We start from the raw sequence: 15,036 nt of genomic DNA, 5'->3' as shown, positions 1-15,036 counted from the left end.
GGGGCTGGTCCGTACGGACCAGCCCGGGGGCCTCCTCCGTGCTCAGGCGCCGGCCGGCCGACGGCGGCCGAGCAGGCCGGTCTCGTGCAGCAGGAGCGCCTGGCCGCCCCACACCAGCACGGTGCCGACCAGACAGGCGAGCGCGACCAGGATGCCCATGCCGATCCTGACCGGCCGGTGCTCGGCCACCTCGCCGGTCGAACCGTCCGCCCACACCTGCTCCCGATGGCCGTCCGGGTGGTCGCCGTCGCGGGAGCGGCGGACCTGCTCCCAGTCCTGCCCGGCCGCCGTCCAGCGGTAGGTGCAGCTGTAGACGTCGATCGAGCCGATCGGGCCGCGGTCGCTCTCCAAGGTCTCCGAACCGGAGACGTGGCAGCCGCTCAGGGTGGCCGTCACCGCCTTGTCGGTGCGCATCCAGCTCCGGATGTCGTCCGTGGCGGACGCCGCCATCAGGACGCCGACCAGCGGCGGCACGAGCAGGAACAGGCCGATGCCCACGACCGCGCCGGGGGAGACCTCGTACCGCAGGAACGGTCCCGAGGCCGCCGCGCCCGCCAGCAGGGCGGCCCCGAACACCCACCCGTGCCAGGACAGCCACCCCGGGTCGTCGAACACCCACTGCCAGGCGGCCAGCCCGCCCACCACCGCCGCGACCAGGGCGGCCGCCAGGGCCACCAGGACGCAGGCCCGCTGCAACGTGCTCCACTTGGACACGCTCGTGCCCCCTCCGCACTCGGTTCCGCCTCCATCCTGGCGGAGGGGTGCGACACGATCCAGAGCCCGGCACCGGGACCGCTGTGCTCCGGGACCGCGCTGCCCCGGGACCGTCCTCAGGACAGTCCGAGCAGCGCCCCGGCCCCGGCCGCCGCCACCACCAGGAGCAGGGCGGCCCCGTGCGGGCGCCACAGGGCGAGGGCGGTGCCGACGGCCTCGCGCAGCAGGAGGTACGGGCCGTGCGCCAGCGGGCCGTCCGCGCCGAGCACGGCGGCGGGGGCGCCGGCCCGGCGGGCGGCGAGGGCGGAGCGGACGGTGTGGAAGCCGTTGGTGACCACCGTGCAGCGGTAGCCGGGGCGCTCGGCGGCCATCAGGGCGGCGCTGAAACGCAGGTTCTCGGCGGTGTTCACGGCCCGCTCCTCGCGCCGTATCCGCTCGGCCGGGACGCCCCGGGCGACCAGGTAGCGGGCCATCGCGGCGGCCTCGGTGCAGTCCTCGTGCGGGCCCTTCCCGCCGGTCACCACGACCAGCGGGGCGTACCCGGCGGCCTCCTCGGCGGCGAAACGTTCCAGCGCGGCGTCCAGCCGGGCCGCCAGCGGGGGCCCGGGCTCGCAGCCCTCCAGTGCGGCGCCCAGGACCACCAGGTAGTCGGAGCCGGCCGGCACGGGCCGGCGGCGGTGGTACAGCGCCAGGCCGAGGAAGCCGAGCAGCCAGAGCGGGACGGACCCGCAGAGCAGGACGGCGACGAACAGCAGGACGTGCATATACGTTCGAACGCCTGCGGCGGAACGACCGTTCCGGGGCGGTCCCGGAACGGCGGAACCCCCGTTCCGGGAGCGGAACGGGGGTTCCCGGGAACGATCGTTCCGCGGTGGGTGGTGGGGTGGCCTCAGCCGGCCTCAGCCGGCCTCGGCCGCCGGGGTGGCGCCCGCCACCGGGGCGGCCGGGGCGGCCGGAGCCGAGCCGGGGCGCCGGTCGCGCTTGTGCAGCGAGGCCAGGTAGGCGTTGTACGCCTCCAGCTCGGCGTCGCCGGTGCGCTCCTCGGAGCGGTCGCGGCGGCGGGCCTGCCGCTGTTCGGAGCCCATCCACTGGTAGACCAGCGCGATCAGCACGATCGCGGTCGGGATCTCGCCGAACGCCCAGGTGATGCCGCCGGCCAGCTTCTGGTCCTCCAGCAGGTTCGTCCCCGGTGGTGCGCCCTCCACGGTGAAGGTGGTGACCAGCGGGTGGCCCGCCATCATCACCGCCACGCCGAAGAAGGCGTGGAACGGCATCCCCATGAACAGCTCGATGATCCGCATCACGTGGCCCGGGCGGTGCGGGCCCGGGTCCACGCCCATGATCGGCCAGAAGAAGGCCAGACCGGTGAGCAGGAAGTGCACCATCATGAAGATGTGCCCGAGGCGGTACTGCATCAGGAAGTCGAACAGCGGGGTGAAGTAGACCCCGTACAGGCTCGCGATGAACATCGGGATGGTGAACGCCGCGTGCGAGACGATCCGCATGTACCGGCTGTGCAGCAGCGCCACCAGCAGCTCGCGCGGCCCGCGCGGACGGCCCTTGCCGGCCGGGCGCAGGGCGCGCAGCGCCAGCGTGATCGGGGCGCCCAGCAGCAGCAGGATCGGCGTCAGCATGGAGAGCACCATGTGCTGGATCATGTGCGCGCTGAACAGCACCATGCCGTAGTCGTTCAGCCCGGTGCAGGTGACCAGCAGCATGGTGGCGACACCCGCCGCCCAGCCGACCGCCCGGCCGATCGGCCAGCGGTCGCCGCGCCGGTACAGCCGCACCACGCCCGCCGCGTACAGCCCCAGGAGGACCAGTCCGCCGAGCAGGAACACCCAGTCGGGGGACCAGGTCCAGACGTTGGACAAGCTGAACGGGCCTAGTTGGGTCATCCCGCCGTGGTGGTGCATTCCTGACATTCCGTCGCCCATCGGCGGGTCCTGCTTTCCGTCCTCGTGGTCCAAAACGCGGGTCCGGTTCGCCCGTTTTGCTTGACATACAGCCTAGGTGGGCCTTACCCCGGGCCATCCCCCCACCCCCTCCGTACGGGTGTCTCCCCACCGGAGCGCCTCCTGGCTAGACTGACCGGCCGGTCGGCGGGGAGGCTCGGGGGCTCGGAGTCCGAGGGCTCGGGGATTCGGCAGGGAGGCTCGGAGATGGCGACGGAACACGGTCCCGCGGCGCCCACCACGGTCGCGCTGACCGGGGCGACCGGCTTCATCGGCTCCGGCGTGCTCGCGGCCCTCGCCGCGCGCGGCGTCCGGGTACGCGCCCTGGCCCGCACACCGCCCCAGGAGGCCGTACCGGGCCCCGCCTGGGTCCCGGGCGACCTGGCCGACCCGGCGGCGCTCACGGAGCTCTGTACGGGCGCCGGGGCACTGGTGCACCTCGCCTCCCGGGTCGACGGCGGAGCCGAGGAGTGCGAGGCGGTCAACGACCGGGGCACCGCCGCCCTGATGGCGGCCGCCACCCGCGCCGGGGTGCGACGGATCGTCCACCTCTCCACGGCCGCGGTCTACGGCGAGGGCCCGCACCAGGGCATCGAGGTGGACGAGGTGCCGCCCGCCCCGGTGTCCGAGGCCAGCCGCACCCGGCTGCTCGGCGAGGGCCACGCGCTGGCGGCCGGCGGGTGCGTGCTGCGCCCCGGACTGGTGACCGGCACCGGGGACCGCTGGGTGGTGCCCGCGCTGGCGGAGCTGGTCCGCCGGGTGCCGGTCCGCTGGGAGGGCGGCCGCACCCGGCTCTCGATGGTCGACCGCGCCGACCTGGCCCGGCTGATCACCGCGCTCGCCCTGGACGGGCAGGCCGCCCCGACGGGCGTCCACCACGCCTCGCACCCCGACCCGGTCCGCGGCGGCGACCTGCTCACGGCCCTGGCCGCCCTCGGCCTGCTGCCCGCCCCGGACGGCCCGGACACCCCCTGGGAGGAGTGCCGCCGACTGCTGGCCGCCGCGCCCGGCCGGGTCTCCGAGCGGCAGTTCGGCCTGATCGCCCGCGACCACTGGTACCGCAGCGACCGGATCTGGCACCTCGCCGCCTGCCCGCCCGGCCCCGGCCCCCTGGCCCGCCTCCCCGAGGCCGCCCCCTGGTACCGCCAGGCGCTCGGCCGGCCCTGAGGGGTCGCCGGGAGGCGGGCGTCGCGGCCGGGGTCCTCCCGGTCCCGGTTCAGGAGGCCGCGTCGGCGAGCAGCGCGGTGGTCAGCTCGTGGAGGCGCCGCGCCGCCTCGGGGTCGAAGGCGGGGCCGGTGAGCTCCAGCGGCGCGCCCGTCATGGAGGCGGAGAGGGTCTCGGCGGGCGGCGCGTCGAGCGCCGCCAGGACCGGCACGATCCCCTCCTCCACCGGCCTGGCGTTCCGCCGCGCGGCCTCGATCTGCTCGGCCATGACCGGGTCGTACTCACCCGAGAAACCGGTGCGGACGCTGCCCGGGTTCAGCAGCACGTACCGCACCGGACCGGCCGGCCGCCGCTGGGCGAACCCGACGCCGAGCAGGTCGTTGAGGCGGCTGCCCTGCATCAGGGCGTCGATGCCGCTGTAGTCGCGCTCACGGCCCAGGTCGTCCCAGCGGATCTCGCCGAAGTCGACGCCCGGGCCGCAGACGTTGACCACGACGGGCGCCGGTGCGGCGGCCAGCAGGTCGGCCAGTTCGTGGCTGAGGACGAAGCGGCTCAGGTAGTACAGCGCGAAGGTGTGCTCGAAGTCCTCGGCCGTGACCAGGCGCGACGAGCGGAAGTGCTGGGCGCACAGGACCAGTCCGTCGATCCCGGCGAACCGGTCCCGGATCTCACCGACGGCCCTGCGGGTCTCGCTGACCAGGCTGAGGTCGGCGGCGATGAAGTGTGCGCGGTCCCCGGCGCCGATGCGCTCGGCCTCCGCGAGCACCTCGGCGCCCTTCTCGGCGTTGCGGCCGAGGACGACGACCTCGTCGCCGCGCCCCAGGTACGTCAGGGCAACGGCCTTGCCGATGCCGTCCGTACCACCCGAGACAACAATCGTTTTCACGCTGGGACCTCCACGGAACGGTGAACACGGGAGAACTCGCGGCGGGCAACGCCGGTGCGGCGGGAACCGACCTGTGGGAAGGCATGCGCATACGCGCGCCGCCAAGTCATCGATTGATGACTCGGTCGAAGCTAATCGCGCCGGGATACCATGTCAACAGCTGATGACTTGATGCCGCAGCACCTGTCGATCCACCGGGAGAATGCCGTGACCGCACCGTCGAGCGGCCGGTCGCCGCGCCACAAGCGCGACCGGGAGGCCACCAGAGCCGCCCTGCTGGCGGCCGCCCGGGTCCACTTCGGCCGCGAGGGCTACGCCGGGGCGAACGTCCGCGGCATCGCCCAGGATGTGGGCGTGGACGCCTCGTTGGTGTTCCGGTACTTCGGTTCGAAGCGGAAGCTGTTCGAGGAGGCGTCGGCCGAGGACGCGCAGGAGGCCGGGGCCGTGCTGGCCGGCCCGCCCGGCCAACTCCCTTACAGGCTACTGGAGATGATCCTCCGCGAGGAACGGCCGGAGTCGGTGGGCGACCACCCGTTCATCGCCATGCTGCGGTCGGCCGGCGACGAGACGATCCGCGGTCAGCTGCACGACCAGGTGTGCGACACCTACATCGCGGGCCTGCGCGCCCTGGTCGACGGGCCGGACGCGGATCTGCGGGCGGAGCTGTTCAGCGCCTGGCTGCTGGGCATCAGCGTGGTGCGGACCGTGGTGCGCAGCGACGTGCTCGCCGCCGCGACCCTGCCCGAGGTGACACCGTACTTCGACCAGGTGGCCGCCGCCCTGCTCGGCGGGGGCGGCTCCGCCGATGACCGACGAGGTGGGCCCGATCGTTGAGGGGCCGCCGGTGCCGGGGTGATCCCGTTGCGGCGGCCGGCGGCCCCCATCGGGCGTGGGACCGTCAGGCCGTGGCCTGCCCGGCGCCGGGGCGCTGGTTCTTCGCGTCGACGACGGCCCGGGTGACGATGGTCGTGCGCTCCACGACGGTGCCGGGCTTGATGCCGTACTCCTCCCGGACCTGCACGCCACGGCTGCCGAGGTACTGGTGGCTCTCCCGATCGAAGATCCACTCCGATCGCTCGCCGGTCTGGGGGTCGAGCCGCGCCAACGCGATCCCGTCGCGGCCGGAGACGTCCTGCGCGTGCTCGACCACCACCACGCCCGGGATCTTGCCGGCGGCCTCGTAGAGCGCGGCGGCGAGGGCGGAGGGGACGAGCTGCTCGCGGATGATGGAGCCGATCTCGTTGAACGCCTGCTGGTCGTGGTCCCGGTCGCCGCTCACCGTCGAGTAGACGGACTTCAGCAGCGCGTCGGGGTCGGCGGGCTGGGCCGCGAGCCACTGGTAGGTCAGCTGCTCGCGGGGCTCCTTGGTGTCCAGCGTGATGCCGCCCTTCGACTGGTAGCCCGGCTCGTCCAGCCAGCCCTTGGTGCCGTCGGGGGACTTCCACACCTCGCGGTCGTGGAGCGGCTGGACCCAGGTGGCGGACTCCCCGGTGTCCACGTTGTGACGGGTGGCCATGAAGGAGACCTGGCTCTTGACGTAGACGAACTGGCCCGGTCCGGGCTGGGGCGTGGTGCGCGCCGTCGCGGCGGCGGCGATCGCGTGGACCGTCGAGGCGAGCTGGACGGTGCTCCCCTCCTCGATCCGCACGACGGGTGCCCTGACCAGCCGTGGGGAGCCGACGGTGTCGGCCGGGGTGTTCAGGGAGACGACCACGGCGAGGGCCGCGGCCGCAGCGACCGGCGCCGCGAAGAGGACGGTGCGGCGCAGCGGGCGCCGTACCGGGGCGGCCGCGGGGGCGGCCTGGTCGGGCCGGTGGATCTCGCTCATCAGGTGCTCCTCGAGCAGGTCCTGGCGGTCGGCCGCCAGGCGGGGATCGGCCGGCGCCGGCAGTAGACGGGCCAGTTCCGCGTGGTCGAGCGGTTCGGTGTGCCGCCGCGAGTTGCGGATCATCGGTGCGTCTCCTTGTGCGGCCGGGCCGCGGTGCTGCGGCTGCCCTGTACTTGTCCGGGGATCGGGAGCGGTTCCGTGTTCTGCTGCGCGGCGCGCAGTTCCTCGGCCGCGAGTCTGCGCAGTCGGGTGCGGGCGCGGGAGAGGCGCGAGCGTACGGTGCCGACGGGTATGCCGAGGGTGGCCGCCGCCTCCGCGTAGCCGATCCCGGACCAGACGCAGAGCGCGAAGACCTCGCGTTCCGAGCGCCGCAGGCGCCCCAAGGCCTTGTGGGCGGCGGCGAGTTGCTCGGAGTCGGCGATGCGGCCGACGAGTTCGTCGGCGAAGTCGGGGACCGGGTCGGTCGCGGGCATGCGGGCCAGGGCCGCGCTGTGGCGGCGGGCGGCGCGCGTCGTGTTGCGCAGCACGTTGACGGCGATGCCCATGAGCCAGGGGCGTGGACTGTCGCCCTCGTCGCGGAGTTTCCCGCGCAGGCGCCAGGCCTCGAGGAAGGTCAGCGAGACCACGTCCTCGGCGAGTGCCCAGTTCCCGGTCACGCGCACGGCGTGGCGGTACACCAGGGAGGCGTGGTCCCGGAAGAGGTCGCGGAACGCTTCGGGGTTCCCGGCCCGGAGCCGGGAGTGTGGATGGTTCACGTCATGCCTTGTCCGGGTGGGAGGACCGGTTCCCGTGACCCGGGTCACCATCCGCGGTGTCAGTTCCTGGGGACCAGGGTGTTCTCGTTGCGGCGGCCGGCGGCGTGGTCGTCGATGTTGCTGGCGGTGGCGTCGATGATCTGGCCGACGGCGGTGCGGGTGAAGTAGGCCTGGTGGCTGGTGACGAGGACCTGGGGGAAGGTGACGAGGCGGGCGAGGGTGTCGTCGGTGATGCCCTCGATGGAGCGGTCGGTGAAGAAGACGCCGGTCTCCTCCTCGTAGACGTCGAGGCCGACGCCGGAGAGGCGGCCGGCGCGCAGGGTCTCGACCAGGGCGGCGCTGTCGACGAGGCCGCCGCGGCTGGAGTTGATGAGGATGGCGTCGTCCTTCATGCGGGCGAGGGCGGCGCCGTCGATGAGGTGGTGGGTGGCCGGGAGGAGGGGGACGTGGAGGCTCACCAGGTCGGCGCGGGAGAGGAGTTCGGGCAGTTCGGTGTAGTGCATGCCGAGGTCGAGGCAGGCCGGGTTCCGCGCGATGTCCCAGCCGAGGAGTTCGGTGCCGAAGCCGGCGGCGATGCGGGCGAAGCACTCGCCGATCTTGCCGGTGCCGATGACGCCGACGGTCATGCCGTGGATGTCGCGGCCGAGGAGCCCGTCGAGGCGGAAGTCGAACTCGCGGGATCGGCTCGCGGCGCGGGTGAGGCGGCGGTTGACGGCCAGCGCGAGGGTCCAGGCGTGTTCGGCCACGGAGTACGGGCTGTAGTGGGAGACCCGGGCGACGGTGAGGCCGAGCTCGGCGGCCGCGTCGAGGTCGATGTTGTTGAAGCCGGTGGAGCGCTGGGCGATCAGCTCGGTGCCGCCAGCGGCGAGGACGGCGAGGGTCTCGGCGTCCAGGACGGCGTTGACGCTGCTGCTGACGGCCGGGTAGCCGGCGGCCAGCGGGGCGGTGTCGCGGTTGAGGAACACGTCGAGGCAGCGCAGCCCGTGGCGGCCGGCGAAGGCCTGCTCCAGCAGTGGCCGCTCGTCGGCCTGCACTCCGTAGGCGAGGATCTCCATGCCGGACACGCTAACGGCGGGGGCCGCCGCACGCCCGCCGGGTGCGGCAAGCGCCCCTGGGACGTACGGAGGCCTGGGACGTACGGAGGCCCCCGGGCTGCGCGGGGCGGGCCGGGGGCCTCCGGGGAGGGCAGGGGGCGGTCAGAGGACCGTCTCGGCCTCCAGGTAGCGGTCCTGCGGCACGGTCTTCAGCTCGGCGACCGCCTCGGCCAGCGGCACCAGGTTGATGTTGGTGCCCTGCAGCGCGGTGATGTGCCCGAAGGCGCCCTTGTGGACGGCCTCGACGGCGTGCCAGCCGAAGCGGGTGGCGAGCACCCGGTCGTAGGCGGTCGGGGTGCCGCCGCGCTGGGTGTGGCCGAGGATCACCGGGCGGGCCTCCTTGCCGAGGCGGTGCTCCAGCTCGCGGGAGAGCTGGGTGGCGATGCCGGTGAACCGCTCGTGGCCGTAGATGTCCTTGGTGCCCTCCTCCCAGTGCATGGTGCCGGGCTCGGGCTTGGCGCCCTCGGCGCAGACCACGATGGCGAACTTCTTCTGGCGGTCGAAGCGCTCGCGGACGACCTCGGTGAGCTTGTCGATGTGGAACGGGCGCTCCGGGACGACGATGGCGTGCGCGCCGGCGGCCATGCCCGCGTTCAGCGCGATCCAGCCGGTGTGCCGGCCCATGACCTCGACGACCATGACGCGCTGGTGGGACTCGGCGGTGGTCTTCAGCCGGTCCAGCGCCTCGGTGGCGACCGAGACGGCGGTGTCGAAGCCGAAGGTCACGTCGGTGGCGGCGATGTCGTTGTCGATGGTCTTGGGCACGCCGACGATCGGCAGGCCCGCGTCGCTCATCAGCTTGGCGGCCTTCAGGGTGCCCTCGCCGCCGATCGGGATGACCGCGTCCAGGCCGAGGTCGGCGCAGTACTTCTTGGCCCGTTCGACGCCGTCCCGCAGGTGGCTCGGCTGGACCCGGGAGGAACCGAGGATGGTGCCGCCCTGGGCCAGGATGCCGCTCACCGAGTCCAGGGTCAGGGGGCGGTGGTGGCCCTCAAGGAAACCGCGCCACCCGTCCTCGAACCCGATGATCTCGTCGCCGTGGTCGACCACCCCCCGGTGGACCACGGAGCGGATCACCGCGTTCAGGCCGGGGCAGTCACCGCCGCTGGTCAGCACTCCGATACGCATTAGCTTTGCAACTCCCGAGCAGAACCGAGGAACGGCCGGACTACAGGCTGGGACGACGAGCCGTCACCGTAACGGGGCGCTCCCTCGCCGTGGTGGCAGGGAGGTGGCCGCGGGGTGAAGGACCGGCCGATCCGGACAGAACGCCCGAAAACGGCCGCGAAGTCGAGCATACGGCCCCTGGTCCGGCCGGGCAGGAGCCGACGCGGGAGCGGCGCCGTCGGCGCCCCCGCGCGGAATTGCAGCCTGCTGCCGAGGAGGGTGTGCAGTAGGCAGCCCCATTGTGGTACGTCCGGGGCCGCCCGCGGACCGGGTGACCGCATGGCGGGCACCCGGCCGGGGCGTACGGATGTACTACTGGGGACGCGTCGCGGCCGCGATGCGCTCGGCGCGCAGCGCGTCGTACCAGGTGGTGTCGGCCGGCGGCAGCGCGGCGACGTCCAGCGCCAGCTTGAGCAGCATGTCGGCCACGGCGGGGTTGCGGGCCAGCACCGGGCCGTGCAGGTAGGTGCCGAACACGGTGTCCCGCCAGGCGCCCTCGGTGCCGTCACCGGTGCCGTTGCCCCGGCCGACGCTGACGGTGGCGAAGGGCTGCACGCCCTGGCCGAGATGGGTGACGCCCTGGTGGTTCTCGAAGCCGGTCAGCTGCGGCAGGCCGAGCCGGGGGTCGACGTCGGCGAGCACGTCGCCGACGCAGCGGGCGCCCTCGCCGCGGGTGGTCCAGACGTCGAGCAGGCCCAGGCCCGGCTCGCGCTCGCCGAGGTCGTTGATGAACTCGTGGCCCATGATCTGGAAGCCGGCGCAGACGCCGAAGATGATCGCGCCGTTCTCGGCGGCCCGCACCAGGCCGCTGTCGGCGCGCAGCCGCTCGGCGGCCAGGCGCTGCGGGCGGTCCTCGCCGCCGCCGATCAGGTAGATGTCGCCGCTGGTGGGGATCGCCTGGTCGGAGCGGACGTCGATCCGGGTCACGTTGAGGTGGCGCTGGCGGGCCCGGCGCTCCACGACCAGGGCGTTGCCCCGGTCGCCGTAGGTGCTGAGCAGGTCCGGGTAGACCCAGACCACGCGCAGGCTGCTCTCACTCATCCTCGAAGGCCTTCCGTCACGTAAAGACTGGTGTGCGGGCGCGGCATCAGCCGGCCACGACCTTCCGCAGCTGCTGGAAGGCGGTGTAGTTGGCGATGGCCTCGATCCGGCCGGGCGGGGCCATCCGGACGGCCTGCTCCAGCGTGTCGACCACGTGGAACTGGAGTCCGGCGACCTCCAGGCGGACGGCCAGGTCCAGCTTGCGCTGGCCCATCACGAAGACCGGGTGCCCGGCGAGGCGCTCGTAGTCGACGTCCCACAGCCAGGAGGTGTCGGTGCCGTCGGCGTCGAGGGCGTTGACGGAGAGGATCACCGGAGCGGGCGGGCCGTCGATCAGCGAGAAGGTCTCCAGCCAGCCGGCCGGGTTCTTGGCCAGCAGCAGGCGGATGTCCCGGCCCTGGTACTGGACCACGTCGTAGCGGCCGGCCACGGCGGCCACCGAGCGCATCCGCTCCAGGGCGACCTGCGGGGCGACGCCGAACACGGCGGCGACGGCGGCCGAGCTGGTGGCGTTGGCCAGGTTGGCCCGGCCCGGCAGCTGGAGCTGGATCGGCCAGGCGCCGCGCTGCGGGTCGATCACGTGGGTGCCCTGGAGCGCCCAGTGCGGGTTGGGCCGGCGGAAGCCGCAGTCCTGGCAGAACCAGTCGTCGCCGGGGCGCTGCATCACACCGCCGCAGGCGGGGCAGGACCAGGCGTCCTCCTTCCAGGCCTGTCCGGCGGCCACCCAGACCACCTTCTTGCAGGAGGAGGCGGCCCAGGTCACCAGCGGGTCGTCGGCGTTGGCGATGACCACGGCCTCGGTGTTCTGGAGGCCCTCGCGCCACTTCTCGGCCATCATCCGGGTCTCGGCGGCGCGGTCGAGCTGGTCGCGGGAGAGGTTGAGCAGGGCGATCGCCTTGGGGCGGGTGTCGCGGGCGACCATCGCCAGGTACTTCTCGTCGACCTCGATCACGCCGAAGCGGGCGTCGTTGCCGCCGGCCAGGGCGGAGGTGATGCCGGCGGGCATGTTGGCGCCCAGGGCGTTGGAGACCACCGGACCGGCGGCGCGCAGCGCCTCGGCGATCAGGCGGGTGGTGGTGGTCTTGCCGTTGGTCGCGCTGACCAGGACGACGTCGAGGTTCTCGGCGAGGGTGGCGAGCAGGTCGGGGTCGAGCTTGAGGGCGACCTTGCCGCCGATCACCGAGCCGCTCCCGCGCCCGGCCTTGCGCGACACGGCGGCGGCGACCCGGCCGGCGGTGACCGCGATCTTGGCGCGGGCCGGCAGCGAGGCGTCGCGTGCGCCTGTGGGCTCCGATTCGGTGCCTGCCATGCTCAGTGGTTCCTCCTTGCTGCGGCACCACCCGTGGCCGAATAACGGGCCGTCGGGCGGCGGGGACGGGGGTCAGCCTACCGACTCCGTCGCCCGACCGGACGATCCGGACCCCGTGCCGCCTGCTGCGACGCGCTCGCGGGTGCTGCTGACGGCCTGTCGGGGAGAGCGGTGTACGGAGCAGCCCCAAGGGTTCGGCTCCGAACCCCTACTGCTTTGACGACGCTCGACGACCACCGTCGGGTTCCCGACCTGGCCGGGTAAGGATCTGGTGAAGAAATGATCAGCGTCCCGGATGGTGGGCGCAGCCGGCCGGATCCCCGGCGGCCAGCGTGGCGGTGATCACCAGGGTGCCGTCCTCGGCCCGGAAGTCCAGCGGCGCGTCCAGCCGTCGCATCGCGGCGATCAGCCCGGTGTTGCCGCCCTGGGTCACCGCGTACACCGTGCGGACGCCGGCCGCCCGGGCCGTCGCCGACAGCCGCCGCAGCAGCGCCGCGCCCAGCCCGTGCCGCTGCCAGTCGTCCTCGACCAGGACGGCCAGCTCGGCCTCGCCGTCGTCCCACATCAGGTGCCCGAGCGCGAGGATCCGCCCGTCCGGGGCGGCCACCGCGTAGCTGCGGCCGTGCCGCGGGTCCAGCAGGTGGTCCAGGTAGCGGCCGGCGTCGCGGACCGGGCCGTGGTAGCGCAGCCGCAGCGCGGCGGGGGAGCAGCGCCCGTGCATCGCCAGCGCCGCCGCCCGGTCGGCCGGCCCGGCCGGGCGCAGCAGCAGCCCGGTCCCATCCGGCAGGGACAGTCGGGACGGGGCCTCCGGCGCCGGACCGGCGGCGCGGACGGCGGGCGGGTGCGGCCGCACGGTCCGGTACGGGCCGCCGGTGAGCGCGGGCGGCCGGGTGGCCTGGCCCTCGGGCGCCGCGCACCTGCGGTCGGACCTGCGGAAGGGCCGGTGCCAGAGCCGTTCGGGGCGAGTGCGTGATGCCTTCATGCCGCCGACGCTACCGACGGTGCGCTTCCGTTCGGTTACGTGATCGTGAACGGGCGAATGCCCGGGTGCGCGGCCGGGCGGGGTGGGACAGGGCGGGCCCCCGCCCGGGACGGCGGCACGGGTGGCCGGGACGGCATCGGCGCAGGTCGCGACCGGTGCCTCAGGCGGGTGGGACAGCGGGCGGCCGACGGTGGATGGCGTTCCCCGGTGCTCCTGGTGAGCAGGAGGCCACGCCCCGTACGGCCACACCCGTACGTCCACGCACCGAAGGCCGTTTCCATGCGCGACACCCCGTCCGTCCCCACCACCGACACCACCGCCACCACCGGCACCATTGGCACCACCGAGACCGCCGCCACCACCGGCGCCCCCGCCGTCCCGCGCGCCCGCCGGGCCCCGGTCGGCACCGCGCTCACCGGGCTGCTCGACCGGCAGGCGCAGACCCGGCCCGGCGCGCCGGCCGTCCTCGGCGAGGGCGGCGGCCTCACCTTCCAGGAGCTGGCCGGGACGGCCCGCCGGCTGGCCGCGCTGCTGCGCCGCCTGGGCGCCGTCCCGGACGGCTGCGTCGGCCTGTACGTCGAGCCCTCCGTCGAGCTGGTCGCCGGGGCCTGGGGCGTGCTGTACGCCGGGGCCGGCTACCTGCCGCTGTCGCCGGAGTACCCCGAGGACCGGATCCGCTACATGGTCGAGGACAGCGGCACCCGGATCGTGCTGACCCAGGCGCACCTGCGCGAGCGGCTGGCCGCGCTGGTCCCGGCCGGGACCGCGGTCGTCACCTTCGAGGCCTGCGAGGACGCCGCTCCGCTGCCGGAGGCGGCGGCGGAGGAGGCACACGAGGAAGCGCCCGAGGCGGCCGCCGAGCCGGAGTCGCTGGCCTATGTGATCTACACCTCGGGCAGCACCGGCCGCCCCAAGGGCGTCATGATCGAGCACCGCTCGGTGGTCTCCCAGCTGCGCTGGATGCACTCCGCCGGGCACCTCGCCCCCGGGACCACCGTGCTGCAGAAGACCCCGATGAGCTTCGACGCCGCGCAGTGGGAGATCCTCGCCCCGGCCGTCGGCGCCCGGGTGGCGGCCGGCACGCCCGGCCTCTACCGGGACCCGGAGGCGCTGGTCGCCGCCGTCCGGCGGCACGGGGTGACCGCGCTCCAGTGCGTGCCCACCCTGCTCCGGGCGCTGCTGGACACCGAGGGCTTCGCCGACTGCACCGGCCTGACCCGGGTGTTCTCCGGCGGTGAGGCGCTCTCCCGGCGGCTCGCCCGCGACCTGGGCCGCGCCCTCCCGGAGGCCGCGCTGGTCAACCTGTACGGCCCGACCGAGTGCACCATCAACGCCACCTGGCACCTGGTCGACCCGGCCGATCCGGCCGACGGCGCCGGCTCGGTGCCGATCGGCCGACCGGTGGCCGACACCCAGTGCCACGTCCTCGACGAGGAGCTGCGGCCGGTCGCCGCCGACGGCGTCGGCGAGCTGTACATCGGCGGCGTCCAGCTGGCCCGCGGCTACCTGAACCGGCCGGAGCTGACCGCGGAGCGGTTCGTCCGCTCCCCGTTCGCCCCCGGCGAGCGGCTGTACCGCACCGGCGACCTGGTGCGGTGGAACCCGGACGGCACCCTCCAGTTCGCCGGCCGGGTGGACAACCAGGTCAAGCTGCGCGGGTACCGGGTCGAGCTGGACGAGATCGCCCGCGCGATCGAGGAGCACACCTGGGTGCGTCGCTCGGCCGCGGTCGTCACCGGGGACGACCGCACCGGGCACCCGAACCTGGTCGCCTGTGTCGAGCTCAACCCGCGCGAGGCCGCCCTGATGGACCAGGGCAGCCACGGCGGCCACCACCAGTCCAAGGCCAGCAAGCTCCAGGTCAAGGCCCAGCTGTCCGACCCGGGCCTGCGCGACCGGGCCCGGCTGGCGGGCCGCGAGCGGGTCGGGCTGCCCGGCCGGAAGGAGACCGACGCCCAGCGCCGGGAGGCCTTCGCCCGCAAGAGCTACCGCTTCTACGACGGCGGCGCGGTCACCCGGGACGACCTCACCGCGCTGCTCGCCCATAGGGCCTGTCTTCGAACTCGCGTCTGCGGGGCGACGCCGGGGCACGCACCTCGCCGCGTTGTCGTCGGTCGCCAATGCTCCGCAGTGGCTCCCTC

Annotated in this window: 14 protein-coding genes; 3 read left to right on the top strand and 11 right to left on the bottom strand. The window is 74.1% G+C overall.

All coding sequences use genetic code 11. From position 1 onward, the window contains the following. Nucleotides 1-42: 42 nt before the first annotated feature. The 3 genes from ACFCY1_RS40680 to ACFCY1_RS40670 form a co-directional block, all read right to left on the bottom strand. A complete protein-coding gene (locus ACFCY1_RS40680) occupies nt 43-714 on the bottom strand; it encodes a hypothetical protein (RefSeq protein WP_375877757.1) in 672 nt (223 codons plus the stop codon). Nucleotides 715-830: 116 nt separating this feature from the next. Beyond that, the gene (locus ACFCY1_RS40675; RefSeq protein ID WP_117492263.1) at nt 831-1,478 is read right to left on the bottom strand and encodes a YdcF family protein; all 648 of its coding nucleotides are present in this window, start codon (nt 1,476-1,478) and stop codon (nt 831-833) included. Nucleotides 1,479-1,613: 135 nt separating this feature from the next. Further along, nucleotides 1,614-2,630, bottom strand: coding sequence for a cytochrome c oxidase assembly protein (locus ACFCY1_RS40670; RefSeq protein ID WP_082346077.1), 1,017 nt, complete (start codon nt 2,628-2,630; stop codon nt 1,614-1,616). A gap of 246 nt (nt 2,631-2,876) precedes the next feature. On the opposite strand from ACFCY1_RS40670, the gene ACFCY1_RS40665 reads away from it, so the two are divergent. Continuing rightward, nucleotides 2,877-3,836 carry an NAD-dependent epimerase/dehydratase family protein gene (locus ACFCY1_RS40665; RefSeq protein WP_375877755.1) on the top strand — a complete coding sequence of 320 codons (960 nt, stop codon included), beginning with the start codon at nt 2,877-2,879 and terminating at the stop codon, nt 3,834-3,836. A gap of 49 nt (nt 3,837-3,885) precedes the next feature. Here the strand turns inward: ACFCY1_RS40665 and ACFCY1_RS40660 are convergent, their stop codons facing one another. Next, nucleotides 3,886-4,719, bottom strand: a complete 834-nt coding sequence (locus tag ACFCY1_RS40660) for an SDR family NAD(P)-dependent oxidoreductase (RefSeq protein WP_375877754.1) — start codon at nt 4,717-4,719, stop codon at nt 3,886-3,888. Nucleotides 4,720-4,926: 207 nt separating this feature from the next. Here ACFCY1_RS40660 and ACFCY1_RS40655 point away from each other — a divergent pair, with 207 nt between their 5' ends. Next, nucleotides 4,927-5,553 carry a TetR family transcriptional regulator gene (locus ACFCY1_RS40655; RefSeq protein ID WP_375877753.1) on the top strand — a complete coding sequence of 209 codons (627 nt, stop codon included), beginning with the start codon at nt 4,927-4,929 and terminating at the stop codon, nt 5,551-5,553. A gap of 64 nt (nt 5,554-5,617) precedes the next feature. On the opposite strand, the gene ACFCY1_RS40650 is transcribed toward ACFCY1_RS40655, so the two are convergent. The 7 genes from ACFCY1_RS40650 to ACFCY1_RS40620 form a co-directional block, all read right to left on the bottom strand. Continuing rightward, on the bottom strand, nt 5,618-6,670 hold the full coding sequence (locus tag ACFCY1_RS40650) for a CU044_5270 family protein (protein WP_117492255.1): 1,053 nt from the start codon (nt 6,668-6,670) through the stop codon (nt 5,618-5,620). Continuing rightward, nucleotides 6,667-7,302: an RNA polymerase sigma factor gene (locus ACFCY1_RS40645; protein ID WP_375877752.1), complete on the bottom strand. Its 636-nt coding sequence runs from the start codon at nt 7,300-7,302 to the stop codon at nt 6,667-6,669. The genes ACFCY1_RS40650 and ACFCY1_RS40645 overlap by 4 nt, the downstream gene beginning before the upstream one ends. A gap of 59 nt (nt 7,303-7,361) precedes the next feature. After that, the gene (locus ACFCY1_RS40640) at nt 7,362-8,357 is read right to left on the bottom strand and encodes a 2-hydroxyacid dehydrogenase (protein WP_375877751.1); all 996 of its coding nucleotides are present in this window, start codon (nt 8,355-8,357) and stop codon (nt 7,362-7,364) included. A gap of 141 nt (nt 8,358-8,498) precedes the next feature. Then, nucleotides 8,499-9,524, bottom strand: a complete 1,026-nt coding sequence (locus tag ACFCY1_RS40635) for a 6-phosphofructokinase (RefSeq protein WP_074004545.1) — start codon at nt 9,522-9,524, stop codon at nt 8,499-8,501. A 351-nt stretch (nt 9,525-9,875) separates the two neighbouring features. Next, nucleotides 9,876-10,604 (bottom strand): type 1 glutamine amidotransferase, encoded by a 729-nt coding sequence (locus ACFCY1_RS40630; protein WP_074004546.1) that lies wholly within the window; start codon nt 10,602-10,604, stop codon nt 9,876-9,878. Nucleotides 10,605-10,650: 46 nt separating this feature from the next. Then, nucleotides 10,651-11,913 carry a MurT ligase domain-containing protein gene (locus ACFCY1_RS40625; protein WP_049656207.1) on the bottom strand — a complete coding sequence of 421 codons (1,263 nt, stop codon included), beginning with the start codon at nt 11,911-11,913 and terminating at the stop codon, nt 10,651-10,653. A 283-nt stretch (nt 11,914-12,196) separates the two neighbouring features. Next, nucleotides 12,197-12,895: a GNAT family N-acetyltransferase gene (locus tag ACFCY1_RS40620; protein WP_375877750.1), complete on the bottom strand. Its 699-nt coding sequence runs from the start codon at nt 12,893-12,895 to the stop codon at nt 12,197-12,199. Between the two features lie 279 nt (nt 12,896-13,174). Between ACFCY1_RS40620 and ACFCY1_RS40615 the strand changes: the two genes are divergently transcribed. Next, the coding region (locus ACFCY1_RS40615) for an amino acid adenylation domain-containing protein (protein ID WP_375877749.1) at nt 13,175-15,036 on the top strand (1,862 nt) is incomplete at its 3' end.

This window comes from Kitasatospora sp. NPDC056273, from assembly GCF_042268845.1.
Classification (GTDB): domain Bacteria; phylum Actinomycetota; class Actinomycetes; order Streptomycetales; family Streptomycetaceae; genus Kitasatospora.
The sequence above is the reverse complement of the archived record's forward strand: the minus strand, read 5'-3'. Positions and strand labels throughout refer to the sequence as shown.